Consider the following 24129-nt stretch of genomic DNA (forward strand, 5'->3'; position numbering starts at 1 on the left):
GCTCGCTTTGTCCCGGTGGAAGTCACTTGACGCTCTGCATCTCTTCCCAGATCGCGTCGTAATAGGCCCTTTCCACACGGAAGTGCTGCGATAGCGAGGTCAGGAACGCATTCTGGAACTGCACGTCCGGAATCCGCCGCGCGATGAGTTGCCATTCGCGCTTGGCCCGCGGCGGTACGAGGCTGATGTGGACCTTGTAGTACTCCGCCTGGTCCTCGCTCAGGCCGGCCTGGAGCAGGGCCCGATAGAGCTTTTCGTGGTTCCCCGGCACGACCAGTTCGGTGATGTAGAACACCGCCAGCCCCCAACCGACCTCGGCATGCCGGAAGGCACGGGCGCGATTGTTCAGGTAGGCGATTTCCTCGGGCATCGTCGAGACGGCCTGGAAGTCCGCCTCCAGGCCGATGGCTTCGAGCAGCTTGGCCAGCAGGCGCGGATGCGAACCCTTTTCGTCTTCCTCGCCCAACTCGCCATAGAGGTAGCGCGCCAGCGCCGCGGCCTCGTCCACATCGGTCAGGTTGACCAACAGGTCGGCCGCATCGCGGTACAGGCGGAAGGTGCGGAACCACTGGTGACGGAGAAACACCTGGAGCTGCGTGCGGGAGGCCGAGCCGGAGAACACGTACTGCGACATCGGGTGCCGCTCGCGGGACTGCGCGGCGATTTCCTGTTCGAGACGCTTCTGGAAATCCTCCTCGGACAGCGCCCTGGAAAGATCGGCGGCGGGCATGAAACGCTCTTCGACGCGATAGATCGCCCGGGCCAGCCAGCGCCGGGTCTGGGCGGTCGCCACGTCGTCGCTCAACGAAAGGACGTAGAGCAACTGCTGGTACGCGGCATAGGCCTGGCGGTCGCCCTTGAGCCCTGCCTCGGCCAGCGCGGCCAGCTTGCTCGCGGCGCTATCGATCTGGCGGGAAGTAGCGTGGACGGCCAGCGCATCGGCAACGATGCGTGCTTCATCGATGGGCAGGTTCTGCAACTGCGGCAGGGAAAAATTGCGGGTATTCATCCTGTACTCCTTGTTCTTGTTCTGGATAGGCATCAGGCCATGGCCAGGGAATTCGCCTGCATCTGCTCCCAGAGCAGGTCGAAGTAGGCCCGGTTGATTTCGAAGTGGCGCGCCAGCGACTGCATGAACTTGCGCTGGAAGTCTTCGCTTGGCGCGAACTTGGCGATCAGCGCCCACATCTCCTCGGTATCGATCTCGTCCTGGGTGCCGTGCAGGCGGTGGAACTCGCTGGGTTGCTCGGGCACGCCCAGGCGCTGCAGGAGTTCGTAGATGCGCCGGTGGTTGACGCAGCTCACCGACTCGACCGCGTACAGGAGCGCAAGGCCCCAGGCGACATCGGTGTGCCGCACGCAACGGATACGGTTGTTGAGGTAGGCCTTCTCCAGCGGATGCAGCGCCGGGAAATCGATGCGCAGCGGAATGTCGAAGTAGGTCATCAGGTGGGACAGCAACGCGGGGTGCGAGCGCTCCGGCGTCTCCGCCCCGGCCTCGCCGTAGAGGTTGCGGTAGAACACCGAGGCGTCCTCGATGTTTTCGAAGCGGAAGGCCAGCTCCGCCAGGAGGCTGTAGAAGTTGTAGGAACGGACCCAATGGTGTTCCAGGAAGAAGCGCACGTCCTCGACCGGCGGCGTGCCTTGGAACAGGTGGACCGACATGGGATGGCGCACCCGGCTGCGCGCCTCGATCTCGGCGTCGACCTTCTTGCGGAACTCCTCCACCGGGACGGCGCTGAAACCGGCCGGCTCGGGAGCGAAACGATCCTCGACCAGGTAGACCTGGCTCGCCATCCAGCGGCGGGTCGGCTCCGTATGCGGATCGCTGCCTACGTGCAGTTCCAGGAGCAACGCCTGGTACTGCGCGTAAGCCGAAGCATCGCCGCCCAGGCCTTTGGCCGTGACCGCGAGAATCGCCTCGAGCGCGAGCGTGATCTGGTCCAGGGAGGCACCGGGTTTCAAGGCTTCAGCCAGGAGAACCGATGCATTTCGGGCAGGTTCCGACATTGTCCGCTGGGGGCGGATATTCATATCGGAGGAAGAATTGCAGCATTGCTGTAACGGATTTGAAGTCATTTGGATCACCCTTGTTTTTGTTGTTGTGCGGGGCGACCGTAAAGCTTGCCACGGTGGCAAGGTCAAGCAATGCAGCGGCCTTGTCGGCGGACAACGGAGTTCGCCGAAAGGTGCTCTTCGATAACACTGGATGCGCTGCGAAAAACCCCGAGCTAAAGGCCTGCGAATCCAGCGGAGAATAACTTTTAGGGTTTCCTTTCAGCGCCTCTTGCCGTTCACATAACTGTCACCTCGCGGCCGACTGAAATATTGATTTACAAATTCCAAAGCGTTCTTTCCACAATAGCCAAGCGCCATTGATGGCATATGGAACGCGGACTTCAATGAAAATCATTTTCCTATTGCCGGCACTGGGCGAAACGCTACTATCCGCCCTTACGCCTGCGTCATGCCCATGCACTCAACGGCCCTCCGGATAACCGGCATCGCTCAACGCCTCGAGGAATGCGTGCTTGTCCAGAGTGCTCTCGACCCTGGCCTCGCGCCGAGGGGGATCGGTCTCTACGCGCGCCTGGGGATCGACGCCGTGCAGGATACGGGTGACAGTCTTGGCACAACCGCCGCAGGTCATGTTCGGAATATGGAAAGAAAACATCGCAACCTCCTGGTTTGTTGACTCCTGCGAACCATGAGTCCTGCCATCGTGACAAGGTCAACTCATAAATCTCTCAGGTAAACCAAACTTTCAAAAATTCATATGAATAGTTCCAGAGGTTATTCCGCAAACTTAAAACAACGAGCAAAGCCAAGTTCGAACATATAGAACAACTCCGCCAGACAACCGAGATACCGCGTCAGCCAGCTCCACTCACCATTGAAGAACCTCTCGACGATATTCTCCGTGCGGCGCGAGCGCAGAGGCACAGGAGTGACTTCGTTCAATAAGAAACGGCGGGCAGCCGGAACGTACCTGAAGAACAGTGAGAAAGTAATGCTTCCCCACTCTTCTGAACATTGAAGTCCCGAGCAGATACTTTCCATCTGCCCTCTTCACTCATCCATCTGAATGAACTACCGAAAAGAGTTCGGAACCGACTTATCGATAAGGCGGACAGGGACGAGCGATCCGCGCCAGGCAATCCGTACTCCCGGGGTTCGCCAAATAACCGGAGGACGCGCCGCACGGCCCTCGACCCAGGCAGTCGAGCGAAGGCCGGCGGCCGGAAGCCGCCGGCGGCTGATCAGGAGCGACTGTCGCGCTGCCGTGCCACGCCTGGAGAGGTATCGTCGGTAGCCACGCCACAGCGCCGCGCCCCCGCGCAGGCTTCCCAGCCACCCCCCAGCGCCTTGTAGATACCCACGACGGCAAGGCGCTGCTCGGTGCGCGCGATGCTCAATGCGCGCCGGCTGAGGTAGTCCGAGCGTTCCGCCGCGAGCACGTCCAGGTACTCGCCGTCCCCCTGGACGAAGCGCTCCCGGGCCAGGCGCGCCGCCTCGCGATTGGCCGTCGCCTCGAGCAGGCGCAGGCGGAGCCTGTCAGCGGCAGCGCCATAGCCGTTGAAGGCATCATCGGTCTCCTGCAGGGCGCGCAGTACCGTCCGGTCGTAGAGGATCAATGCCTCCTGCGCACGGGCTTCGCTGGCGGCGATCCGCGCCCGCACGCGACCGCGGTCGAGTAACGCCCAGCGAATCACCGGGTTCAGGACGTTGAAGGACGTACCACTCTCGTCCAAAGCATCGAGATTGCCGGCGACCAGGCCGATCGAGCCGCGTACCTCGACCTGCGGATACAGCCCCGCGGTCTCGACGCCGATGCGTGCGGTCGCGGCCGCCAGGTTGCGTTCGGCCGCGGCGATGTCGGCGCGACGCGCCAGCAGTCCCGCCGGGTCGCCGACCCCGAGGGTGCGGAGCGTCAGCCTTTCCCCGGAGGCGCGGGCGACCGGCGGGCTGAAGGCCTGCGGGGCTTCCGCGAGGAGAACGGCCAGCGCATTGCGAGTGGCGGCGCGGCGCCGTTCGAGGTCGGGCACGGCCGCCTCGACGTTGTGCAATAACGCTTCGGCGCGCAACCGGTCGAACTCGTGGGCGGAGCCGGCGCTGACCAGGCGTTCGACCATCTCCAGGCTGTCGCGCTGGTTGCCGGCGATGTCATGGACCACCGCAAGTTCGGCCTCGATGCCCTGTAGCTGGAACCAGGTCATGGCAACCGTAGCCGCGACGCTCGCCTGCACGTTGCGCAGCAGGGCCTCGCGCGAACCCGCCTGCGCCTCGGCGGCCTCCACCGAGCGCCGCACCCGGCCGAACAGGTCGATTTCCCAGGAAGCATCCAGCGCGCCGCGATAGGTCTCGATGTCGCGCTGCTGGCCGGCCGGTGTTTCCACCTCGCCGCGCCGCCGGGCCTGGTAATCGAACGCCGGCCCGCCGCGCGGCAGGAACTCTTCGCGGTTCTCGCGCAGCAGCGCCTTCGCTTCGTCCAGGCGCGCGCCGGCAAGGGCGATGTCGAGGTTCGCCGCGAGCGCCCGCTGGATCAGAGACTCCAGGGCTGGCTCGTCGAACCCGCGCCACCACTCGATCTCCACGCCACCGCCATCGATACCCGCCGGCATCGCGCCGAAGCTGGCCGGTGCGGACGCGCTCGGCGGCGCATAGTCGGGCCCCACCGCGGCACAGCCGCCCAGCAGGATCAGCGCGCTCAACGAAGACCGCAGGTATGGCTTCATGGGCGGCCTCCCTCCAGATGCGCCAGGCTGCCGCCGGCGCGTCGCTCCAGGCGCGCCGCCAGTGCCCGTACCAGTACGTAGAACACTGGCGTGAGGAACAGGCCGAACAGCGTCACCCCGAGCATCCCGGCGAATACCGCGACGCCCATGGCCTGGCGCATTTCCGCTCCGGCGCCGCTGGCCATGACCAACGGCACCACGCCGGCGATGAACGCCAGCGAGGTCATCAGGATCGGCCGCAGGCGCAGGCGGCAAGCCTCGACCACCGCCTCCAGCGCACGGGCGCCCTCGGCCTCCAGCGTGCGGGCGAACTCGACGATCAGGATCGCGTTCTTCGCCGCCAGGCCGACCAGCACCACCAGCCCGATCTGGACGAACACGTTGTTGTCGCCGCCCACCAGCCACACCCCGGCGATCGCGCTGAGCAGGCACATCGGCACGATCAGCAGGACCGCCAGCGGCAACAGCCAGCTGTTGTACTGCGCGGCGAGGATCAGGTAGGCCAGCAGCACGCACAGCGGGAAGATGAACAGCGCGCTGTTACCGGCCAGCTTCTGCTGGTAGGTCAGGTCGGTCCATTCGAAGGTCATGCCCTCGGGCAGCACTTCGCCGGCCAGGCGCTCCATCAACGCCACCGCCTGTCCCGAACTGACGCCGGGAAGCGCGCCGCCGCTGATATCGGCCGACGGATAGCCGTTGTAGTGGATCACCCGGTCGGGACCGGAGCTGGGCGTCACGGTGACGAACGAGGACAGCGGCAACATCGCCCCGGCGGCATTGCGTACCTGCAGGCGCCCGATGGCTTCGGCCTGCATGCGGTGCGGCGCATCGGCCTGGGCAGTGACCTTGTAGGTGCGCCCGAAGCGGTTGAAGTCGTTGATGTACAGCGAGCCGAGGTAGACCTGCAATGCCTCGAACACATCGGCCAGGCGAACGCCCTGGCTCTTCACCTTGGTGCGGTCGACCACCACCTCGAGCTGCGGGGCATTGATATCGAAGCTGGTCATCAAGCCCCCGAGCTGGCCGGACTCAGTGGCCTTCATCATCAGCACCTGGGTCTGCCTGGCCAGGGCTTCCAGCCCGGCGCCGCCGCGATCCTCGACCTGCATCTTGAAGCCGCCGATGGTTCCCAGCCCCGGTACCGGCGGCGGTGGGAAGACCCCGAGGAAGCCGTCGGGAATGCTGGCGAACTTGGCTTGCAGGCGCCCGGCGATGGCCAGCGCGCCGAGATCGGCGGAGGTGCGCGATTCGAACGGGTCGAGCATGAAGAACATGACCGCGGCGTTCGGCACGTTGACGAAGCCGTTCACCGACAGGCCCGGGAAGGCCACGACGCTCTCCACCCCCGGCTCGTCGAGGCCGATCCGGGACATCTGCCTGACCACCGCATCGGTACGCTCCAGCGACGCTCCGTTCGGCAACTGGGCGATGCCGACCAGATAGTACTTGTCCTGCATCGGCACGAAGCCCGGTGGCACCGCCTGGAAACCGACCCAGGTCAGGCCAAGCAGGCCCCCATACACCACCAGGGCCAGGCCGCTCACCCGCACCACCTTGCGCACCGCGTTGCCGTAGGCCTCGGGGGCATTTCGCAACGGTCGGCCGAGGACCTGGAGCAGTCGCTGGAAGCGCCCCGCCACCGCATCTCCGGCCGGCCGCGGACGCAACAGCAGGCCCGCCAGGGCCGGGCTGAGGGTCAGCGAGTTGAGCGCCGACAGGATGGTGGAGATGGCGATGGTCAGGGCGAACTGACGATAGAACTCGCCCTGCAGGCCACTGAGAAAGGCCGTTGGGATGAACACTGCCGCCAGCACCGAGGTGATCGCCATGATCGGTCCGGTGACCTCATCCATCGCACGCCGCGCGGCCTGGAGCGGCGGCTCGCCGTTCTCGATGTGGCGCTCGACGTTTTCCACCACCACGATGGCGTCATCGACGACGATGCCGATCGACAGCACCAGGCCGAACAGCGACAGGGTATTCAGCGAGAAACCCATCAGATGCATGATGGCGAAGGTGCCGACCAGCGAGACCGGCACGGCCATCAGCGGAATCAGCGAAGCACGCCAGCTACGCAGGAACAGCACCACCACCACCACGACCAGCAGGATCGCCTCCAGCAGGGTGGTGGCCACGGTCTGCAACGAAGCGCGGACGAACACCGTCGGGTCGTAGGCGATGCGCGCGCTCAGGCCGGCCGGGAAGTTGCCTTCGAGCCTCGCCACGGTGGCACGCACCGCCTCGGCGGTATCCAGCGCGTTGGCTCCGGGGCTCTGGACGATCTGCAAGGCCACCGCCGGCTCGCCGTCCAGCAGGCTGCGCAGCGCATAGGCATCGCCGCCCATCTCGATCCGCGCGACGTCGCGCAGGCGCGTCACCTGGCCGTCGGCGCCGGTGCGGACGATGATGTCGCCGAACTGCTCTTCGTCGCTCAGGCGCCCGAGGGTATTCACCGTGACCTGGAAGGCCGCGGTGGAGTCCGGCGCCTGGCCGACGGCGCCGGCCGCCACCTGGACGTTCTGTTCGCGTACCGCGGCGATCACCTCGCCCGCCGTCAGTCCGCGCGCGGCGATCAGGTCGGGGTCGAGCCACAGGCGCATGCTGTACTCGCCGGCGCCCCACACCACCACATCGCTGATCCCCGGCAGGCGCAGCAGTTCGTCGCGCACCTGGAGGTAGGCGTAGTTCGAGATGTACAGCGGGTCGTAGCGTTGCTCTGGCGACAGCAGGTGCACCACCATGAGGATGTCCGGCGAGGTCTTCTGGGTGACCACGCCCTGCCGCTGCACCTCGTCGGGCAGGCGCGAGAGCACCCGCGAGACCCGGTTCTGCACCTGGATCTGGGCCATGTCGGGATCGATGTGCTGGTCGAAGGTGATGGTCAGGATCATTCGCCCGTCGGTGGCCGACTGCGAGGACATGTACAGCATCCCCTCGACCCCGGTGATCGCCTGCTCCAGCGGCGTCGCCACCGTCTGCGCGATCACGTCGGGGTTGGCGCCGGGATAGGCGGTGGTCACCTGCACGGTCGGCGGCGTCACCGCCGGGTATTCGCTCAGCGGCAACTGGAAGAACGAAACGATGCCTCCGATCATCATCAGCACCGAAAGAACGATGGCGAAGATCGGCCTATCGATGAAGAAGCGTGGGAATGTCATTGTGCGGCCCCCACGGTCTTCGACAGGTCGACGGGCGTGCCATCGATTTCCGCAAGGAGCGGCGTGATCTGCATGTCCGGCCGCACCAGGCCCTTGACGACGATGCGCTCGCCCGGCTGCAGGCCCTGGCGGACGACCCGCAGGCCGTCGACCATCGGCCCGAGTTCCACCGGCCGGTACTGGGTCTTGTTGCCTTCGTCGACGACCAGCACATAGCGCCGGCCCTGGTCGGTGCCGATGGAATGGTCGGCGACCAGCACCTGCTCGCGAGGCTTGCCGGTCTCCAGCCTGACCTTGGCGAACAGCCCCGGCGTCAGTTGCCCGTCCGGGTTGTCGACCACCGCCCGAACCCGGACCGTGCCGGTCCCGCGGTCGGCGGCATTGGCGAGGAAATCGAGGCGACTGCTTCGTCCATAGGACTCGTCGGTGAGCAACGCCACCTTGACCCTGGGGGCCTGCTCGCCCTCCCTGCCGCGGGTCGGCGCCAGGGCCTGCAGGTAGGTGCGCTCGTCGACATCGAAGTACACGTACAGCGGATCGACCGAGACGATGCTGGTCAGCGCGGTGACGCCATTGGTGACGTAGTTGCCCTCGGTGACCTGGATATGCCCGACACGCCCGCCGATCGGTGCCGTGACCCGCGTGAAGCCGAGATCCAGTTGCGCCGCGTCGAGGGCGGCCCTGGCCGCATCGACCTGGGCCTTGCTGGCATTGCGCGAGGCGATGGCGCTGTCGAGCCGCTCCCGGGCGACGACCTTCCGCGCATACAGCAGCTCGGCTCGCTCGTGTTCGGTGCGCGCCAGCAACGCCGCGGCCTCGGCCTCGCGCAGGCGTGCCCTGGCGGCATCCTGCGCCGCCTTGAACACGCGCGGGTCGATGAGGAACAGTTGCTGGCCCTTCTCTACCAGGCGGCCTTCCGGCACCGTAACGTCCTGGATGTAGCCGGCGACGCGCGGCCGCAGTTCTACCTGCTCGACAGCGGTCAGCGAGCCGGTGAACTCGGCGTAGGGTGTCACCGGGCGAACCACCACCTCGGCGACGGGAACGCTTGGCGGGGCGCTCGCCGCCCCGGGCGGCGCCGATTCCCCGCAGCCAGCGATAAGGGCCGCGACGCCTAGCGTCGCGGTGATGCGGATGAAGTGTCTGAGATTCATTGTTATGCCTTCCTGGTCTGAGCCTGCATGGCCTGGCTGGACGAAACCGCTTCCGTGGCCGGTTATCGACCTTGACACCTTGGTAAGGTCAACCCCCCTTTTTCCGTCCTCATGGCGAAGGCGCAGCGAGCTTTCGGCAGCTCACCGGAGGCGGGACACCTGGCACGCTCGGAGACGCAGCGGGCAGCCCGGGAGGGTGGCGGAGGCAGGCCGACCGGCTATCGACGGCCAGCTCAGGGAAGAGGCGAAAAACCCTGTAGGAAGGGAAGTCCGGCAAAGGGCCGGTCGCCGGGACGGGGACGATCCCGATCTCGCAGCCGGTTGCCGGCCGCATGGTAAAATCCGCCTTTGACCGTGAAGCTCGAGGCACTGAAAATGCGCATTCTCCATACCATGATCCGGGTCGGAAACATCGATCGCTCGATCGATTTCTATACCCGGGTGCTAGGCATGACCCTGCTCAGGAAGAACGACTATCCCGACGGCCAGTTCACCCTCGCCTTCGTCGGCTATGGCAACGAGGCGGATTCCGCGGTGATCGAGTTTACCCACAACTGGGGCGTGGATGCCTACGAGATCGGCACCGGCTACGGCCATATCGCCATCGAGGTCGACGACGCCTACCAGGCCTGCGACGACATCCGCAACAACGGCGGCCAGGTCACCCGCGAAGCCGGGCCGATGAAGCACGGCACCACCGTGATCGCCTTCGTGACCGACCCGGACGGCTACAAGATCGAACTGATCCAGAAGTCTTCCTGAACGGCCCCGGCTATCGCTTTCAGCAATCCGTAACGAAGAACCCCGGCTCATGGCCGGGGGTTCTTCGTTCCATCGCAGGCGGCGCGCATCGATCAGGACAGCGTGCGGCCCTTGTTCGCGGCGATGCGCATGCGCAGCGCGTTGAGCTTGATGAAGCCCGCGGCATCGGCCTGGTTGTAGGCGCCGCCGTCTTCCTCGAAGGTCGCGATGTTGGCGTCGAACAGCGAGTCGTCGGACTTGCGGCCCACCACCACAACGTTGCCCTTGTACAGCTTCAGGCGCACTACGCCGTTCACGTTGACCTGCGAGGCGTCGATCATCTGCTGCAGCATCAGGCGCTCCGGGCTCCACCAGTAGCCGGTGTAGATCAGGCTGGCGTACTTGGGCATCAGCTCGTCTTTCAGGTGGGCCACTTCGCGGTCCAGGGTGATCGACTCGATGGCGCGGTGGGCCTTGAGCATGATGGTGCCGCCGGGGGTCTCGTAGCAGCCACGGGACTTCATGCCGACATAGCGGTTCTCGACGATGTCGAGGCGGCCGATGCCGTTGATCCCGCCGACGCGGTTCAGCTCGGTGAGCACCTCGGCCGGGGTCATGTCCTTGCCGTCGATGGCGACGATGTCGCCCTTGCGGTAGGTCAGCTCGATGTAGGTCGGGGTGTCCGGCGCGTTTTCCGGGGAAGCGGTCCACTTCCACATGTCTTCTTCGTGCTCGGTCCAGGTATCTTCCAGCACGCCGCCTTCGTAGGAGATATGCAGGAGGTTGGCGTCCATCGAGTACGGCGACTTCTTCTTGCCGTGGCGCTCGATCGGGATGCCGTGCTTCTCGGCATAGTCCATCAGCTTCTCGCGGGACAGCAGGTCCCACTCGCGCCAGGGCGCGATCACCTTGACGCCAGGCTTCAGCGCGTAGGCGCCCAGCTCGAAGCGGACCTGGTCGTTGCCCTTGCCGGTGGCGCCGTGGGAGATGGCGTCGGCGCCGGTCTCGTTGGCGATCTCGATCAGGCGCTTGGCGATCAGCGGACGAGCGATGGAAGTGCCCAGCAGGTACTCGCCTTCGTAGACGGTGTTGGCGCGGAACATCGGGTAGACGAAGTCGCGGACGAATTCTTCGCGCAGGTCGTCGATGTAGATTTCCTTGACGCCCATCGCGCGGGCCTTGGCGCGAGCCGGTTCGACTTCCTCGCCCTGGCCGAGGTCGGCGGTGAAGGTCACCACTTCGCAGTTATAGGTATCTTGCAACCACTTCAGAATTACCGAGGTATCCAGGCCGCCGGAATACGCCAGGACTACCTTCTTCACATCCGCCATGCCATCACTCCACGGGGGTCGTCACGAAAAGCGACAATTCTACGCAGGGCATTCGGGAAATTACAGAGGGGCGACAGCTTTAGACGCAAAAGCGACAGATTCTATCGTTTGCGCGACTCAAACCGTGGGTTTTCCCTGAAGCGAGGCGGCTGGAGGCTTCGGTGCGGCAGGTTCTGCCGCGGGCGGCGCCGGCTTGTCCTCGGCCTTCGGCGCTTCCGTCGCCGGCTCGACCACCGCCTCGCGCGACAGGTGCACGGTGACCCGGCGGTTGCGCGCACGGTTGGCGGCGCTGTTGTTGGCCACCAGCGGGTAGCGCTCGCCGTAGAAGCGCACGTTGATCTGGCTTTCCGGCACCCCGTTGCTCTTCAGGTACTCCTGCACCGCCAGCGCGCGGCGGCGCGACAGGTCGCGGTTGGTCAGGCGGTTGCCGCTGTTGTCGGAGTGCCCGTCGAGTTCGATCCGGTTGATGCTCGGATCGGCCTTGAGCAGTTGCAGGATGATGTCCAGCTTGGCTCGCGCCACGTCGTTCAGCGCCGTGCCGCCGTCGGGGAAGCCGACCTGGGCCAGCTTGACCTGCTCGAAGTTCACCGGCAGCAGCTTGGCGATGCAGGCCTGGTACTGGCTGTAGACGCTGGCGAAGCGCGCCGGCAGCAGGCGCACCTCCAGGCGATCGCCCTGCCAGGTGCGATGGCGGACCAGCGGGCTGCGCCCCTCGAGCAGGCCGGTGAGCAACCGACCGGCCTGTTGCTGGTTGCTGTTGAACGGCACCTCGCCGCTACCGATGCTGACCTGGCCAAGGTTGATGTCGCCCTGTCCCGGTCGCCAGGGCGGCGCGGCAGCCAGCAGGGTCGCCGACCCGCGCCCCAGCCACTGGGCCTCGGGCTTCAGGCGGAAGGTCGCCTGCTCGCCGGCACGCCGGACGAACTCGCCGACCCCGAAATTCGCCACCGGCTGCGACAGGCGGCATTCGAACTGGTCGCCTTCGACCTTCCACTCGACGCTCTCCAGCCGCGTCTGGAAGGTCACCGCCAGTGCCGGCAGGCTGCTGAGCAGGAAAGGCAATAGAAGAAGGCGCGGCTGCACGACGGCGGGCTCCGGGAAAGCGTCCAAATACGAAGGATGTATCGGACGGCCCGGACAAAACTTGATAGCGAGTGCCCCGCCCCCCCTTTTCCGGTAGCATTTCCCCCCACGAAATCCCGTCCTGGAAGCCCCATGTCCGACCGTCTCACCCTCCTGCGCCCCGACGACTGGCACATTCACCTGCGTGACGGTGCCGCGCTGGCCAATACCGTCGGCGACGCCGCCCGCACCTTCGGCCGCGCCATCGTCATGCCGAACCTGGTGCCGCCGGTGCGCAACGCCGCCGAAGCCGACGCCTACCGGCAGCGCATCCTCGCCGCCCGTCCCGCCGCCAGCCGCTTCGAGCCGCTGATGGTGCTGTACCTCACCGACCGCACCAGCGCCGAGGAAATCCGTACCGCCAAGGCCAGCGGCTTCGTGCATGCCGCCAAGCTCTATCCGGCAGGCGCCACCACCAACTCGGACTCTGGCGTGACCCGCATCGACAATATCTTCGAAGCGCTCGAGGCGATGGCCGAGGTCGGCATGCCACTGCTGGTGCATGGCGAGGTGACCCGCGCCGAGGTCGACGTATTCGATCGCGAGAAGCAGTTCATCGACGAGCACCTGCGCCGGGTGGTCGAGCGCTTCCCGACCCTGAAAGTGGTCTTCGAGCACATCACCACCGGCGACGCCGCCCAGTTCGTCCGGGAAGCCCCGGCCAACGTCGGCGCGACCATTACCGCCCATCACCTGCTGTACAACCGCAACCACATGCTGGTCGGCGGTATCCGCCCGCATTTCTATTGCCTGCCGATCCTCAAGCGCAACACCCACCAGGAAGCCCTGCTGGACGCCGCGGTGAGCGGCAACCCGAAATTCTTCCTCGGCACCGACTCGGCGCCGCACGCCCGCCACGCCAAGGAAACCGCCTGCGGTTGCGCCGGCTGCTACAGCGCCTACGCCGCCATCGAGCTGTATGCCGAGGCCTTCGAACAGCGCAATGCGCTGGACAAGCTGGAAGGCTTCGCCAGCCTGCATGGCCCGGATTTCTATGGCCTGCCGCGCAACACCGACCGGATCACCCTGGTCCGCGAGGAGTGGCAGGCGCCCGCCAGCCTCCCCTTCGGCGACTTCGACGTGGTACCGCTGCGCGCCGGCGAGACACTCCGCTGGAAACTGCTGGAGGCCGGGGCATGAGCGAAGACAACTTCGACGACGAATTCGACGGCAGCCTCCCCAGCGGCCCGCGCCATCCGATGGCGCGCCGCTTCCGCGGCTACCTGCCGGTAGTGGTGGACGTCGAGACCGGCGGCTTCAACTCGGCCACCGACGCGCTGCTGGAAATCGCCGCGACCACTGTCGGCATGGACGAGAAAGGCTTCCTGTTCCCGGAACACACCTACTTCTTCCGCATCGAGCCCTTCGAAGGCGCCAACATCGAGCCGGCCGCACTGGAATTCACCGGCATCAAGCTTGACCACCCGCTGCGCATGGCGGTGCAGGAGGAAGCGGCACTCACCGAGATTTTCCGCGGCATCCGCAAGGCGCTGAAGGCCAATGGCTGCAAGCGGGCGATCCTGGTCGGCCACAACAGCAGCTTCGACCTCGGTTTCCTCAATGCCGCGGTGGCGCGTACCGGGATCAAGCGCAATCCGTTCCATCCCTTCTCCAGCTTCGACACCGCCACCCTGGCTGGCCTCGCCTACGGCCAGACGGTCCTGGCCAAGGCCTGCCAGGCCGCCGGCATGGAGTTCGACAACCGCGAGGCGCACTCGGCACGCTACGACACCGAGAAGACCGCCGAGCTGTTCTGCGGCATCGTCAACCGCTGGAAGGAAATGGGCGGCTGGATGGATGACGACGACTGAGCTTCGGCCCACTTAGGCGGATAACGCCAGGACGTTATCCGTCCTACGCGACCGGTCAGGCAATCTCCCCTCTTCGGAGCGAGGCGCGTGACCTGGGATGGGGCTGCCGGCCCCCGCGAACCCATGAAAAAGCCCCGCCGAAGCGGGGCTTTTTTCCAACGCGCGAAGCAGGCTCTTCTTACAGCTTGCTGGCGTTCTCGGCCAGGTACTTGGCCACGCCTTCGGGCGATGCGGTCATGCCCTTGTCGCCCTTCTTCCAGTTGGCCGGGCAGACTTCACCGTGCTCCTCATGGAACTGCAGGGCATCGACCAGACGCAGCAGCTCGTCCATGTTGCGGCCCAGCGGCAGGTCGTTGACGATCTGCGAGCGCACAACGCCTTCCTTGTCGATCAGGAACGCGCCACGGAAGGCCACGCCACCGTCGGACTCGACGTCATAGGCCTTGGCGATCTCGTGCTTGGTGTCGGCCGCCAGGGTGTACTTGACGGCACCGATGCCGCCCTTGTCCACCGGGGTGTTGCGCCAGGCGTTGTGGGTGAAGTGGGAGTCGATGGAAACGCCGATCACCTCGACGTTGCGCGCCTGGAATTCCGGGATGCGGTGGTCCAGGGCGATCAGCTCGGACGGGCAGACGAAGGTGAAGTCCAGCGGATAGAAGAACACCAGGCCGTACTTGCCCTTGATGGCCTCGGACAGGGTGAAGCTCTCGACGATCTCGCCATTGCCCAGTACCGCGGCAACGTTGAAGTCAGGCGCTTTCTTACCTACGAGTACGCTCATTCCATGTCTCCTTTAAGCGGAAGGTTGAAGGACGGCACCGCAGCCTGCCGGCTCCTCGCGAAGCCTCGATGGCAGGGGCGCCGTTCCCGGGAAACAACCATCATACACCCCGCCCCAGCCGGCGCTAAGTCTTTGTCCGACAAAGCCATTTGTCGGGGGGCGAAAAAAACCCGACTAAAACGCTCCAGGGAACTTTGACAATCATTCTCATTATTATTAGTATCTTTTCCAACTCAACTTCCCAGTAGCCAGATCGCCATGTACGTCTGCCTCTGCCAAGGTGTTACCGACAACCAGATCCGCGATGCCATCTACGAAGGCTGCTGCAGCTATCGTGAGGTTCGCGAAGCCACCGGCGTCGGTACCCAGTGCGGCAAGTGCGCATGCCTGGCCAAGCAGGTGGTACGCGAAACCCTCAACGACCTGCAGAGTGCCCAGCCGGTACCGGCGTTCGGGACTACGGCGTTCGTCGCTGCCTGAAAAATATTTTTTATCCCTCTTTCAGAAGAACCGGGCCTGGCGCCCGGTTTTTTTATGCCTTCAATTCAATGACTTAGCGGCAGAACGCGGAAAGAAAACATTCGTATTCATATTCTTTTTCCCTTATATTTCAATAACTTAGGTTTGACACCCTGCTTCGTCGCGGCCAAACTTGGCGAATCACACCCACTACGACGGCAGGATTCGGCATGAAAGGCGACAAGAAAGTCATCCAGCACCTCAACAAGATCCTCGGCAACGAGCTGATCGCGATCAACCAGTACTTCCTCCACTCGCGCATGTGGAACGACTGGGGCCTGAAGCGCCTCGGCGCCCATGAGTACCACGAGTCGATCGACGAGATGAAGCATGCCGACAAGCTCATCGAGCGCATCCTCTTCCTCGAAGGCCTGCCCAACCTGCAGGACCTCGGCAAGCTGCTGATCGGCGAGAACACCCAGGAAATGCTGCAGTGCGACCTGAACCTGGAGCTGAAGGCGACCAAGGACCTGCGCGAAGCCATCGTGCATTGCGAACAGGTGCACGACTACGTCAGCCGCGACCTGCTGAAGGACATCCTGGAGTCGGAAGAAGAGCACATCGACTACCTGGAGACCCAACTGGGCCTGATCCAGAAAGTCGGCCTGGAGAACTACCTGCAGTCGCACATGCACGAAGACGACTGATCGGGAACCACGACGAAGCGCCGGCGGCCTGCCCCGTCGGCGCTTTTTTCTTGCCCGCCAGAAAGCCTCAGGCGCTGCGCGGCCTGCGCCGGACCAGATCGGCGCGCAGGGCCAGCAACAGGCAAAGACCGACCAGTACCAGCAATGCCCAGCGCAGGCCGATCTCGTGGGCCAGCAGGCCGATCAGCGGCGGACCCATCAGCAGTCCGCCATACCCCACGGTAGAGACGGCGGCGACCCCGATCACCGGATCGATGCCCGGCTGGTTGCCAGCAGCGCTGATCACGATCGGCACCATCACCGACAGTCCCAGGCCAACCACCCCGAAACCGGCGATGCTCAGTGCCGGCCAGGGGCTGAACAGCGCCACCAGCATGCCCAGCGTGGCCAGCGAACCCAGGCCGCGCAGCAATGGCGCATCGTCGATGCGTCCGCGCAGGCGGTCGCCGAACAGGCGCCCCACCACCATCGCCGCGGAAAACGCCGCGAAGCCCAGCGCCGCCACCCGCTCGGAAGCATCCAGAACGCTGTGCAGGAACAGCGCGCTCCAGTCAGCCACGCCGCCCTCGGAAACGAACGCGCAGAGAATCAGCAGGCCCAGGCCGAGCAAGGCCCGCGGCGGCAAGGTGAAGCCGCCGCCCTTGCGCGCGCCCGCCTTGCTCGGGTCCGGCGGAAGCAACGCGCGTACGAAGAATGGCAGGCTCAGCAGGCCGAGTGCGGTGAGAATGAGGAAATGCCAGAACGGCGTCAGTCCGGCCAGGGCCGCGGCGCTCAACGCACCGACCAGGCAGCCGAGGCTGTACATGCCATGCAGCATGGACATGCAGGGCTTGCCGAGCAGGCGCTCGACATCCACCGCCTGGATGTTCATCGCCACGTCCATCCCGGCGAAGCTCACGCCCAGCACGTAGAAGGCCAGGGCCAGTTGCCACCAGCCCTGGCTCAGGCCGAGCAGCGGAAACACCAGCAGCATGATCAGGCAACCGCCGATCACTACGCTGCGGCTGCCGATGCGCTGGACCAGAAAACCGCTCAACGGGAACGCCGTGAGCGCGCCGACCCCGACGCCGAGCAGGGCCTGGCCGAGCGCGCGCTCGTCCAGCTGGGTCTGCTCCTTGAGCGCCGGGATGCGTCCCATCAGGTTGCCGATGACCAGCCCGGCCATGGCGAAGAAATAGATGCAAGCCAGGCGACCCTGGCGAGGATTGACTTCCGACATGGAGGCTCCCGGTTTCCTTGCTGGTTTCTCCGGACAAAAAAGAAACCCCGCACAAGGCGGGGCTCTTCGTCGGATGCGCGGATCAGGCGTTGGCTTTGGCCGCCGCGTCCTTGACCAGGGTCTGCAGTTCGCCCTTCTCGAACATCTCGGCGAGGATGTCGCTGCCGCCGACCAGTTCGCCATTGACCCACAGCTGCGGGAAGGTCGGCCAGTTCGCGTACTTCGGCAGGTTGGCGCGGATTTCCGGGTTCTGCAGGATGTCGACGTAGGCGAACTTCTCGCCACAGGCCATCAGCACCTGGGCCGCGCGCGAGGAGAAACCGCACTGCGGGGCGTTCGGCGAACCCTTCATGTACAGCAGGATGGGGTTGTTGGCGATCTGCTCTTTAATGGTTTCGATGATGTCCATGGCTTACCTCAACAGGAACGTTTCGACACGGTAACTCGGCAAATAATGACCGGTATTGTATCGGAAAGCCTAGCGCGACGCTCGGCTTTACTCTCGCGTTCCGTCGACCCGCTCAGGCCGCTTCCACCTCCACCGGCAGGCCGTTGAGCGCGGCGTTGCCCGACAGCAGGTCGAGATGACGCTCGTCGGTCAGGTCGTTGGCGCTGGCGCCGGCCTGGGCGCGGGCGATCGCCAGTTGCACGCCGGGCCGCGCGTGGCCCCAGCCGTGCGGCAGGCTGACCACCCCGGGCATCATCTCGCTGCTCGCCGCCACCTCCACCTCGACGCTGCCGACCCGCGAGCGCACCCGCACCCGTTGCCCGTCGACCAGGCCGCGACCCTCCAGGTCCCGCGGGTGCATCAGCAACTGGTGACGCGGCTTGCCCTTCACCAGGCGATGGTAGTTGTGCATCCAGGAATTGTTGCTGCGCACGTGGCGTCGTCCGATCAGCAGCAACTGGTCGGACGCAGGCAGTGGCTGTGCGGCGAAACGTTGCAGGTCGTCGACGAACAGCGGCGGCGCGGCCTGGATGCGCTGGTCGGCGGTCTTCAGGCGCGGCGCCAGGTTCGGCCGCAGCGGCCCGAGGTCGATGCCGTGGGGATGTTCGCGCAGAGTGGCCAGGCTCAGCCTGTGCTCGGAACGGTCGCCGTAGGCGCCAGCGCGCAGGCCGAGGTCGATCATCTGCTGCGGCTCCAGGGTCGGTTTCAGCTCCAGGCCGTTGCGCGCGGCGAAGGCCCGCGCCAGGCCGACGAAGATCTCCCAGTCGTGCAGCGCACCCTCGGGACGCGGCAGCACAGCCTCGTTGAAACGGGTCACGTTACGCACGGCGAAGACGTTGAAGGTGGTGTCGTAGTGATCGTGCTCCAGCGGCGCGGTGGGCGGCAGGATGAGATCGGCGTAGCGGGTCGTCTCGTTGATGTAGAGGTCGATGCTGAGCATGAACTCCAGGCCGTCCAGGGCCTGTTCGAGCCGCCTTCCGTTGGGCGTGGACAGCACCGGGTTGCCGGCTACCGTGACCAGCGCGCGCACCTGCCCCTCGCCTTCGCCGAGGATTTCTTCCGCCAATGCCGCCACCGGCAGTTCGCCGCCATATTCCGGCAGCCCCGAGACGCGGCTGCGCCAACGGCCGAAGTGGCCACCCGAGGTACTCGCCACCAGGTCCAGGGCCGGCGAGGTGCACAGCGCGCCACCGACCCGGTCGAGGTTGCCGGTGACCAGGTTGATCAGTTGCACCAGCCACTGGCAGAGCGTGCCGAAGGCCTGGGTGGAAACGCCCATCCGGCCATAGCAGACCGCCCGTTCGGCGGCGGCGAAATCCCGCGCCAGTTGGCGAATGCTTTCGGCCGGCACGCCACAGCGCACGCTCATGGACTCGGCGTCGAAGACCGCGACCGCCTCGCGCACCCGCTCCAGCCCGTCGACCGGCAGCGGCGTGGGGCGACCGAGGTGCTCCTCGAACAGGGTGTTGAGTATCCCGAGCAACAGCGCCGCATCCTGGCCGGGACGAATGAACAGGTGCCGGTCGGCGATAGCCGCGGTCTCGCTGCGCCGGGGATCGACCACCACCAGCCGGCCGCCGCGGGCCTTCAGCGCCTTCAGGCGCTTCTCCACGTCCGGCACGGTCATGATGCTGCCGTTGGACGCCAGCGGGTTGCCGCCGAGCACCAGCATGAAGTCGGTGTGGTCGATGTCGGGGATCGGGATCAACAAACCATGGCCGTACATCTGCTGGCTGACCAGGTGATGCGGCAACTGGTCGACGGAAGTCGCGGAGAAGCGGTTGCGCGTTTTCAGCAGGCCGAGGAAGTAGTTGCTATGGGTCATCAGGCCGTAGTTGTGCACGCTCGGATTGCCCTGGTAGACCGCCACCGCATCGTTGCCATGGCGCTCGCGGATCTCGCCGAGGCGGCTGGCCACCAGCGCGAAGGCCTCGTCCCAGCCGATCGGCTGCCACTCGCTGCCGACCCGGCGCAACGGCTGGCGCAGGCGGTCGGGGTCGTCCTGGATGTCCTGCAGGGCCACCGCCTTGGGACAGACATGGCCGCGGCTGAAGCTGTCCTGCGGGTCGCCCTTGATCGAGCGGATCCGCGGCACGCCGCCCTCGTCGCTCTCGGTCTCGATGGCGAGCCCGCAGATGGCCTCGCAGAGATGGCACGCACGGTAGTGGAGGGTCTTGCTCATGGCTCGCCTCTTCATTGTCGTCGCCGGCCGCCGCGGCCCGGCGCGTACGCGAGGACCAGACGACCGGTCTAGTCGTCGAATCGGCACTATGCGGCGCCTTCCGCCGCCGCGCCAGCAGCGTCAGTCGGCTGAATCGCCAGGCATCAGGCTGGCCGATGGGCGCGGTAGAGGGGAAGCGTGCCGTTTGTCCGGCTGTCAACTATCCACCTGGGAATTCCGGCGCGGCGAAAGCCGGTGCTAAACCTTGTCTCTTCGAGTCCGCCCCTGTCCGACAAGACCAATAAAGCGTGGAGACCGCATGACCGACGCCCGCCCCTTCCGCCCTCGCCCCACCTCGTTGTCAGCCGCCCTGCTGCTGGGCGCCTGGATCGCCCAGCCGGCCACGGCCGCCTATGTCGAAACCGGTCGGCCCGGCGATCCGGCCAGTTGGCGCTCCGCCGAATACCAGCAGGACTGGGGCCTGGAACGGATGCGGGCCGACCAGGCCTATGCCGCCGGCATCGACGGCCAGGGCGTGAAGATCGGCGAGATGGACTCCGGTTTCGACCCGAGCCATCCGGATACCCCCGCCTCGCGCTACCAGCCGGTGACGGCCAGCGGCACCTATGTCGACGGCACGCCGTTCAGCGTCAGCGGCGCGATGAACGGTAACAACGACTCCCACGGCACCCACGTCGGCGGCACCCTCGGCGCCTCGCGCGACGGCGTCGGCATGCACGGGGTGGCCTACGCGGCACAGGTGTACGTCGCCAACACCAACCAGAACGACAGCTTCCTGTTCGGCCCGACGCCCGACCCGAACTATTTCAAGGCCGCCTACCAGGCGCTGGCCGACGCCGGGGTGCGGGCGATCAACAACAGTTGGGGCAGCCAGCCCAAGGACGTCAGCTACGAGACCCTCGACGGCCTGCACGCCGCCTATGCCCAGCACTACGGGCGCGCCACCTGGCTGGACGCCGCCGCCGGCGTCTCCCGCCAGGGCGTGATCAACGTCTTCAGCGCCGGCAACAGCGGCTACGCCAACGCCAGCGTGCGCTCCGCCCTGCCCTACTTCCAGCCGGACCTGGAAGGCCACTGGCTGGCCGTGTCCGGCCTCGACCAGCAGAACGGCCAGCGCTACAACCGCTGCGGCATCGCCAAGTACTGGTGCATCACCACGCCCGGCCGCCTGATCAACAGCACCATGCCCGGCGGCGGCTATGCCAACAAGTCCGGTACCTCGATGGCCGCGCCCCACGCCACCGGCGCGCTGGCCCTGGTCATGCAGCGCTATCCGTACCTGAACAACGAGCAGGCGCTGCAGGTTCTGCTGACCACCGCCACCCAGCTCGACGGCACGCCGACCGGCGCCCCCACCGACACCGTCGGCTGGGGCGTGCCGGATCTCGGTCGGGCGATGCATGGGCCTGGACAATTGCTCGGCCGCTTCGAGGCCAACCTTCCGGCCGGCCTGCGCGACGAATGGAGCAACCCGATTTCCGATAGCGCCCTGCTCCAGCGCCAGGCCGAGGACGCCGCCGAGCACGCGGCCTGGCAGCGGACGCTGAAGGACAAGGGCTGGGAAAACGGCCTGCCGGCCGGCGCCAGCCAGCAGGAACGCACCGACTATGCCATCGGCATGGCCCGCGACCAGGCCGCCGCCCAGCGCCAGTACCAGGGCAGCCTGGTCAAGGCCGGTGCCGGCAGCCTGGTCCTGAGCGGCGACAGCACCTATCGCGGGCCGACCCTGGTCGATGGCGGGCTGCTCAGCGTCGACGGTTCGCTGCTGTCCGCCGTCGAAGTCAATGCCGGCGGCACCCTCGGCGGCAGCGGCAGGATCGGCGGCCTGCTGGCGCGCTCCGGCGGCACGGTGGCCGCGGGCAACTCCATCGGCACCCTGGAGGTCGCCGGGGACCTGCGCTTCGAATCCGGCTCGACCTACGCGGTGGAGCTTTCGGAAAGCGCCAGCGACCGGATCGTCGCCAGCGGCAAGGCGAGCATCGCGGGCGGCAATGTCACCCTGGCCATGGAAAACAGCCCCGACCTGCTCAGCCAGTCCCAGGTCGAGAGCCTGGTCGGCCGCCGCTACGACATCCTTGACGCCGCCGGCGGCATCGACGGGCGCTTCGACGCGGTATTGCCGAACTACCTGTTCCTCGGCGGCACCCTGGACTACGCGGCCAACGCCATCCGCCTGGATATCGGACGCAACGGCACGGCCCTCGCCAGCGTCGCGCAGACGCCCAACCAGGCGGCGGTCGCTGGTGCCGTGGAAGCGCTCGGCGCCGGCAACCCGGTCTACGAAAGCCTGCTCCTGTCGGAAAACGCCGCAACCGCCCAACGGGCCTTCCAGCAATTGTCCGGGGAAATCTACCCGGCGCTCGCCGGCCTGTTGCTCAACGACAGCCGCTATCTGCGCGACAGCGTCGGCGAACGCCTGCGCCAGACCAGCGACGGCGAGGCCGGCGGGGAGGCTCCCGAAGGCTGGTTCAAGGCGCTCGGCTCCTGGGGCAAGAGCGCCGATGGCAGCCACGGTAGCGAAGGCTACCGGCATTCGGTCGGCGGCTTCCTGCTCGGCGTCGACAGCCAGGTCGCCAGCGACACGCGCCTCGGCCTGGTGGCCGGCTACAGCAACAGCTCGCTGAACATGGACAGCAGCCTGCAATCCTCCGCCAGCATCGACAGCTACCACCTCGGCGCCTACCTCGGCCGGCAATTGCAGCAATGGCGCCTGAGCCTCGGCGCGGCGCACGCCTGGCACCGCGCCGAGGTCAAGCGCGACCTGCAATACGGCGCCGTGGCCGGCAAGCAGAAGGCCAAGCTCGACGCACAGAGCAGCCAGTTGTTCGCCGAGGCCGCCTACGCGCTGGGCTGGCGCAGCCTGGAGCTGGAACCCTTCGCCGGGCTGGCCTACGTGCACGTCGCCAGCGATGACTTCCGCGAACGCGGTAGCGCCGCGGCCCTGGAGGGTGGCGACGACAACCTGGACGCCGCCTTCACCACCCTGGGCCTACGCGCGAAACGGCATTTCGAGCTGGATGCCGAACGCCGCCTGGCGCTCTCCAGCACCCTCGGCTGGCGCCACAACCTGAGCGACACCACCCCGCAACGCCACCTGGCGTTCGCCAGCGGCAGCCAGCCATTCAGCGTGGAAAGCGTGGCCCTGTCCCGCGACGCCGCGCTGCTCGGCGTCGACGCCAGCCTCGCGGTGAATCGCGAAGTGAGCGTGCGGCTGGGCTACAACGGCCTGCTGGGCAGCCGCGAGAAGGACCATGGCGTCGGACTGGCCGTCGACTGGCGTTTCTGACTTCGGTTACGAGGGCATGCCAGCCGTTGGATGGGTTCCGGCGGGCGGCAAGGGGAAAAAGCCACTTCATTGCCCTCGGTCACGAAACCGCTGCAAATATGAGAAAAAGACCTAACTAAAGGATTCATGCGAAATGCATAGCGCTATACTGTCCATCCAGCGCTGTACTATCCCTTCCAGCGCTGATCGCGACCCGGTGCCCGCACCACCGTGCCGCACGAGCCCCGGAGATCCGCACCTCCGGGGCTCACCTTTTGCTCCTCTCGCGCCCTCCTTCCCCGGCTGAGCCCCTGCCCCTGCAAATCCGCGACGAGTGTCCGCAATGCGGCCATTCGATGAACGAGCGGCCGAACGGCGGGCGCCCAGGCTGCCTGCGCATAGTCGCGGAACGGGTCAGGCCTGGCGGAAGAAGATCATGCCGAACAGCACCGCCAGGGCGCTGAGGAACGACAACCCGGTTTGCCCCAGGACCATCAGGATCGCGGCCGCCGCCGTGCTCAGCGCATGCCAGCCCCAGAGCAGGCACGACAGGTTGAGGACGATGCCGGCCAGGGCCAGGTGACGCTTGCGGCTGCGCCTGAGCAGGCCGGCCAGGCCCAGCACCAGGCCGCAGGTCGATACCGCGAAGACCGCCAGCAAGGCGGCGAACAGGCCGAGCAGATGGTTCTCGTCGCTGAGGTCGATCCGCTCGCCGAGCGCCAGCGCCATCACCACCAGCGCGATGGCGACCCCGGCCAGGGCGAGGAACAGCGACAGGCCGCCCAGCCGCGATTGGCGCAATGGCCGTGCCGGCGGCGCGGCGGCGAGTGTTTCTCCCGTGTGCATGCTCGACCTCCCTGGTCCGAAACCCGCCTCCTCCATGAAGGCATTCGGGCGCGCACAGCATAAAGCGTCGCCCCGCCCAACCGATAGATCGACGAGGCGGGACTTTGGCGGCGGGACAACCGCGAAGACCGGGGAAAAACCCCGTAACCCGCGCCTTCCAAGCCCCTCC

Annotated in this window: 21 protein-coding genes; 6 read left to right on the plus strand and 15 right to left on the minus strand. The window is 66.1% G+C overall.

What is annotated here, in order from left to right:
• Nucleotides 1–22: 22 nt before the first annotated feature.
• From HMPREF2914_RS13760 to mexP, 8 genes are all read right to left on the minus strand, one after another.
• Nucleotides 23–1009: an HOASN domain-containing protein gene (locus HMPREF2914_RS13760; protein WP_023092602.1), complete on the minus strand. Its 987-nt coding sequence runs from the start codon at nt 1007–1009 to the stop codon at nt 23–25.
• Nucleotides 1010–1041: 32 nt separating this feature from the next.
• Complete coding sequence (locus tag HMPREF2914_RS13765; protein ID WP_023657108.1) at nt 1042–2034, minus strand: HOASN domain-containing protein; 993 nt, start codon at nt 2032–2034, stop codon at nt 1042–1044.
• Nucleotides 1970–2173 (minus strand): hypothetical protein, encoded by a 204-nt coding sequence (locus tag HMPREF2914_RS32965; RefSeq protein WP_172036657.1) that lies wholly within the window; start codon nt 2171–2173, stop codon nt 1970–1972. The genes HMPREF2914_RS13765 and HMPREF2914_RS32965 overlap by 65 nt, the downstream gene beginning before the upstream one ends.
• A 306-nt stretch (nt 2174–2479) precedes the next feature.
• The gene (locus HMPREF2914_RS13770) at nt 2480–2674 is read right to left on the minus strand and encodes a heavy-metal-associated domain-containing protein (protein ID WP_003453567.1); all 195 of its coding nucleotides are present in this window, start codon (nt 2672–2674) and stop codon (nt 2480–2482) included.
• Nucleotides 2675–2793: 119 nt separating this feature from the next.
• Complete coding sequence (locus tag HMPREF2914_RS32375; RefSeq protein WP_031691845.1) at nt 2794–3060, minus strand: hypothetical protein; 267 nt, start codon at nt 3058–3060, stop codon at nt 2794–2796.
• A 200-nt stretch (nt 3061–3260) separates the two neighbouring features.
• Entirely contained in the window at nt 3261–4736 is a 1476-nt protein-coding gene (gene opmE / locus HMPREF2914_RS13775; protein WP_023092601.1) for a multidrug efflux transporter outer membrane subunit OpmE, read from the minus strand.
• The gene (mexQ, locus tag HMPREF2914_RS13780) at nt 4733–7894 is read right to left on the minus strand and encodes a multidrug efflux RND transporter permease subunit MexQ (protein ID WP_003092062.1); all 3162 of its coding nucleotides are present in this window, start codon (nt 7892–7894) and stop codon (nt 4733–4735) included. The genes opmE and mexQ overlap by 4 nt, the downstream gene beginning before the upstream one ends.
• Nucleotides 7891–9048, minus strand: a complete 1158-nt coding sequence (gene mexP / locus HMPREF2914_RS13785) for a multidrug efflux RND transporter periplasmic adaptor subunit MexP (protein WP_003117521.1) — start codon at nt 9046–9048, stop codon at nt 7891–7893. Before mexP ends, mexQ begins: the two co-directional genes overlap by 4 nt.
• A 375-nt stretch (nt 9049–9423) precedes the next feature.
• Between mexP and gloA the strand changes: the two genes are divergently transcribed.
• Nucleotides 9424–9810 (plus strand): lactoylglutathione lyase, encoded by a 387-nt coding sequence (gloA, locus tag HMPREF2914_RS13790; RefSeq protein ID WP_023092600.1) that lies wholly within the window; start codon nt 9424–9426, stop codon nt 9808–9810.
• Between the two features lie 92 nt (nt 9811–9902).
• Here the strand turns inward: gloA and HMPREF2914_RS13795 are convergent, their stop codons facing one another.
• The gene (locus HMPREF2914_RS13795; protein ID WP_003092065.1) at nt 9903–11120 is read right to left on the minus strand and encodes an argininosuccinate synthase; all 1218 of its coding nucleotides are present in this window, start codon (nt 11118–11120) and stop codon (nt 9903–9905) included.
• Between the two features lie 117 nt (nt 11121–11237).
• The gene (motY, locus tag HMPREF2914_RS13800) at nt 11238–12203 is read right to left on the minus strand and encodes a flagellar protein MotY (protein WP_021265136.1); all 966 of its coding nucleotides are present in this window, start codon (nt 12201–12203) and stop codon (nt 11238–11240) included.
• 132 nt (nt 12204–12335) lie between these two features.
• Between motY and pyrC the strand changes: the two genes are divergently transcribed.
• Both pyrC and rnt read left to right on the plus strand, forming a co-directional pair.
• A complete protein-coding gene (gene pyrC, locus HMPREF2914_RS13805) occupies nt 12336–13382 on the plus strand; it encodes a dihydroorotase (RefSeq protein ID WP_003138114.1) in 1047 nt (348 codons plus the stop codon).
• Entirely contained in the window at nt 13379–14053 is a 675-nt protein-coding gene (gene rnt, locus HMPREF2914_RS13810) for a ribonuclease T (protein WP_003092070.1), read from the plus strand. The genes pyrC and rnt overlap by 4 nt, the downstream gene beginning before the upstream one ends.
• A 178-nt stretch (nt 14054–14231) precedes the next feature.
• Here the strand turns inward: rnt and HMPREF2914_RS13815 are convergent, their stop codons facing one another.
• Nucleotides 14232–14834: a peroxiredoxin gene (locus HMPREF2914_RS13815; protein WP_003092073.1), complete on the minus strand. Its 603-nt coding sequence runs from the start codon at nt 14832–14834 to the stop codon at nt 14232–14234.
• Nucleotides 14835–15092: 258 nt separating this feature from the next.
• On the opposite strand from HMPREF2914_RS13815, the gene HMPREF2914_RS13820 reads away from it, so the two are divergent.
• The gene (locus tag HMPREF2914_RS13820) at nt 15093–15314 is read left to right on the plus strand and encodes a bacterioferritin-associated ferredoxin (RefSeq protein ID WP_003092075.1); all 222 of its coding nucleotides are present in this window, start codon (nt 15093–15095) and stop codon (nt 15312–15314) included.
• A 209-nt stretch (nt 15315–15523) separates the two neighbouring features.
• Entirely contained in the window at nt 15524–16000 is a 477-nt protein-coding gene (gene bfrB / locus HMPREF2914_RS13825; RefSeq protein ID WP_003092078.1) for a bacterioferritin BfrB, read from the plus strand.
• Between the two features lie 67 nt (nt 16001–16067).
• On the opposite strand, the gene HMPREF2914_RS13830 is transcribed toward bfrB, so the two are convergent.
• From HMPREF2914_RS13830 to HMPREF2914_RS13840, 3 genes are all read right to left on the minus strand, one after another.
• Nucleotides 16068–17219 carry an MFS transporter gene (locus HMPREF2914_RS13830; protein WP_003104266.1) on the minus strand — a complete coding sequence of 384 codons (1152 nt, stop codon included), beginning with the start codon at nt 17217–17219 and terminating at the stop codon, nt 16068–16070.
• 82 nt (nt 17220–17301) lie between these two features.
• The gene (gene grxD, locus HMPREF2914_RS13835; protein WP_003092082.1) at nt 17302–17628 is read right to left on the minus strand and encodes a Grx4 family monothiol glutaredoxin; all 327 of its coding nucleotides are present in this window, start codon (nt 17626–17628) and stop codon (nt 17302–17304) included.
• Between the two features lie 112 nt (nt 17629–17740).
• On the minus strand, nt 17741–19849 hold the full coding sequence (locus HMPREF2914_RS13840) for a molybdopterin oxidoreductase family protein (protein WP_023092599.1): 2109 nt from the start codon (nt 19847–19849) through the stop codon (nt 17741–17743).
• Nucleotides 19850–20147: 298 nt separating this feature from the next.
• On the opposite strand from HMPREF2914_RS13840, the gene HMPREF2914_RS13845 reads away from it, so the two are divergent.
• Entirely contained in the window at nt 20148–23135 is a 2988-nt protein-coding gene (locus tag HMPREF2914_RS13845; protein WP_023092598.1) for an autotransporter serine peptidase EprS, read from the plus strand.
• 393 nt (nt 23136–23528) lie between these two features.
• On the opposite strand, the gene HMPREF2914_RS13850 is transcribed toward HMPREF2914_RS13845, so the two are convergent.
• Entirely contained in the window at nt 23529–23960 is a 432-nt protein-coding gene (locus HMPREF2914_RS13850; RefSeq protein WP_003110011.1) for a hypothetical protein, read from the minus strand.
• Nucleotides 23961–24129 lie beyond the last annotated feature (169 nt).

Source organism: Pseudomonas sp. HMSC067G02, from assembly GCF_001813485.1.
GTDB classification, from domain to species: Bacteria; Pseudomonadota; Gammaproteobacteria; order Pseudomonadales; family Pseudomonadaceae; genus Pseudomonas; species Pseudomonas aeruginosa.

Coding starts and splice junctions, on each gene's coding strand:
- HMPREF2914_RS13760 (WP_023092602.1), bottom strand. CDS start 1,009: ATGAATACCCGCAATTTTTCCCTGCCGCAGTTGCAGAACCTGCCCATC.
- HMPREF2914_RS13765 (WP_023657108.1), bottom strand. CDS start 2,034: ATGAATATCCGCCCCCAGCGGACAATGTCGGAACCTGCCCGAAATGCA.
- HMPREF2914_RS13770 (WP_003453567.1), bottom strand. CDS start 2,674: ATGTTTTCTTTCCATATTCCGAACATGACCTGCGGCGGTTGTGCCAAG.
- HMPREF2914_RS32375 (WP_031691845.1), bottom strand. CDS start 3,060: ATGGAAAGTATCTGCTCGGGACTTCAATGTTCAGAAGAGTGGGGAAGC.
- opmE (WP_023092601.1), bottom strand. CDS start 4,736: ATGAAGCCATACCTGCGGTCTTCGTTGAGCGCGCTGATCCTGCTGGGC.
- mexQ (WP_003092062.1), bottom strand. CDS start 7,894: ATGACATTCCCACGCTTCTTCATCGATAGGCCGATCTTCGCCATCGTT.
- mexP (WP_003117521.1), bottom strand. CDS start 9,048: ATGAATCTCAGACACTTCATCCGCATCACCGCGACGCTAGGCGTCGCG.
- gloA (WP_023092600.1), top strand. CDS start 9,424: ATGCGCATTCTCCATACCATGATCCGGGTCGGAAACATCGATCGCTCG.
- HMPREF2914_RS13795 (WP_003092065.1), bottom strand. CDS start 11,120: ATGGCGGATGTGAAGAAGGTAGTCCTGGCGTATTCCGGCGGCCTGGAT.
- pyrC (WP_003138114.1), top strand. CDS start 12,336: ATGTCCGACCGTCTCACCCTCCTGCGCCCCGACGACTGGCACATTCAC.
- rnt (WP_003092070.1), top strand. CDS start 13,379: ATGAGCGAAGACAACTTCGACGACGAATTCGACGGCAGCCTCCCCAGC.
- HMPREF2914_RS13815 (WP_003092073.1), bottom strand. CDS start 14,834: ATGAGCGTACTCGTAGGTAAGAAAGCGCCTGACTTCAACGTTGCCGCG.
- HMPREF2914_RS13820 (WP_003092075.1), top strand. CDS start 15,093: ATGTACGTCTGCCTCTGCCAAGGTGTTACCGACAACCAGATCCGCGAT.
- bfrB (WP_003092078.1), top strand. CDS start 15,524: ATGAAAGGCGACAAGAAAGTCATCCAGCACCTCAACAAGATCCTCGGC.
- HMPREF2914_RS13830 (WP_003104266.1), bottom strand. CDS start 17,219: ATGTCGGAAGTCAATCCTCGCCAGGGTCGCCTGGCTTGCATCTATTTC.
- grxD (WP_003092082.1), bottom strand. CDS start 17,628: ATGGACATCATCGAAACCATTAAAGAGCAGATCGCCAACAACCCCATC.
- HMPREF2914_RS13840 (WP_023092599.1), bottom strand. CDS start 19,849: ATGAGCAAGACCCTCCACTACCGTGCGTGCCATCTCTGCGAGGCCATC.
- HMPREF2914_RS13845 (WP_023092598.1), top strand. CDS start 20,148: ATGACCGACGCCCGCCCCTTCCGCCCTCGCCCCACCTCGTTGTCAGCC.
- HMPREF2914_RS13850 (WP_003110011.1), bottom strand. CDS start 23,960: ATGCACACGGGAGAAACACTCGCCGCCGCGCCGCCGGCACGGCCATTG.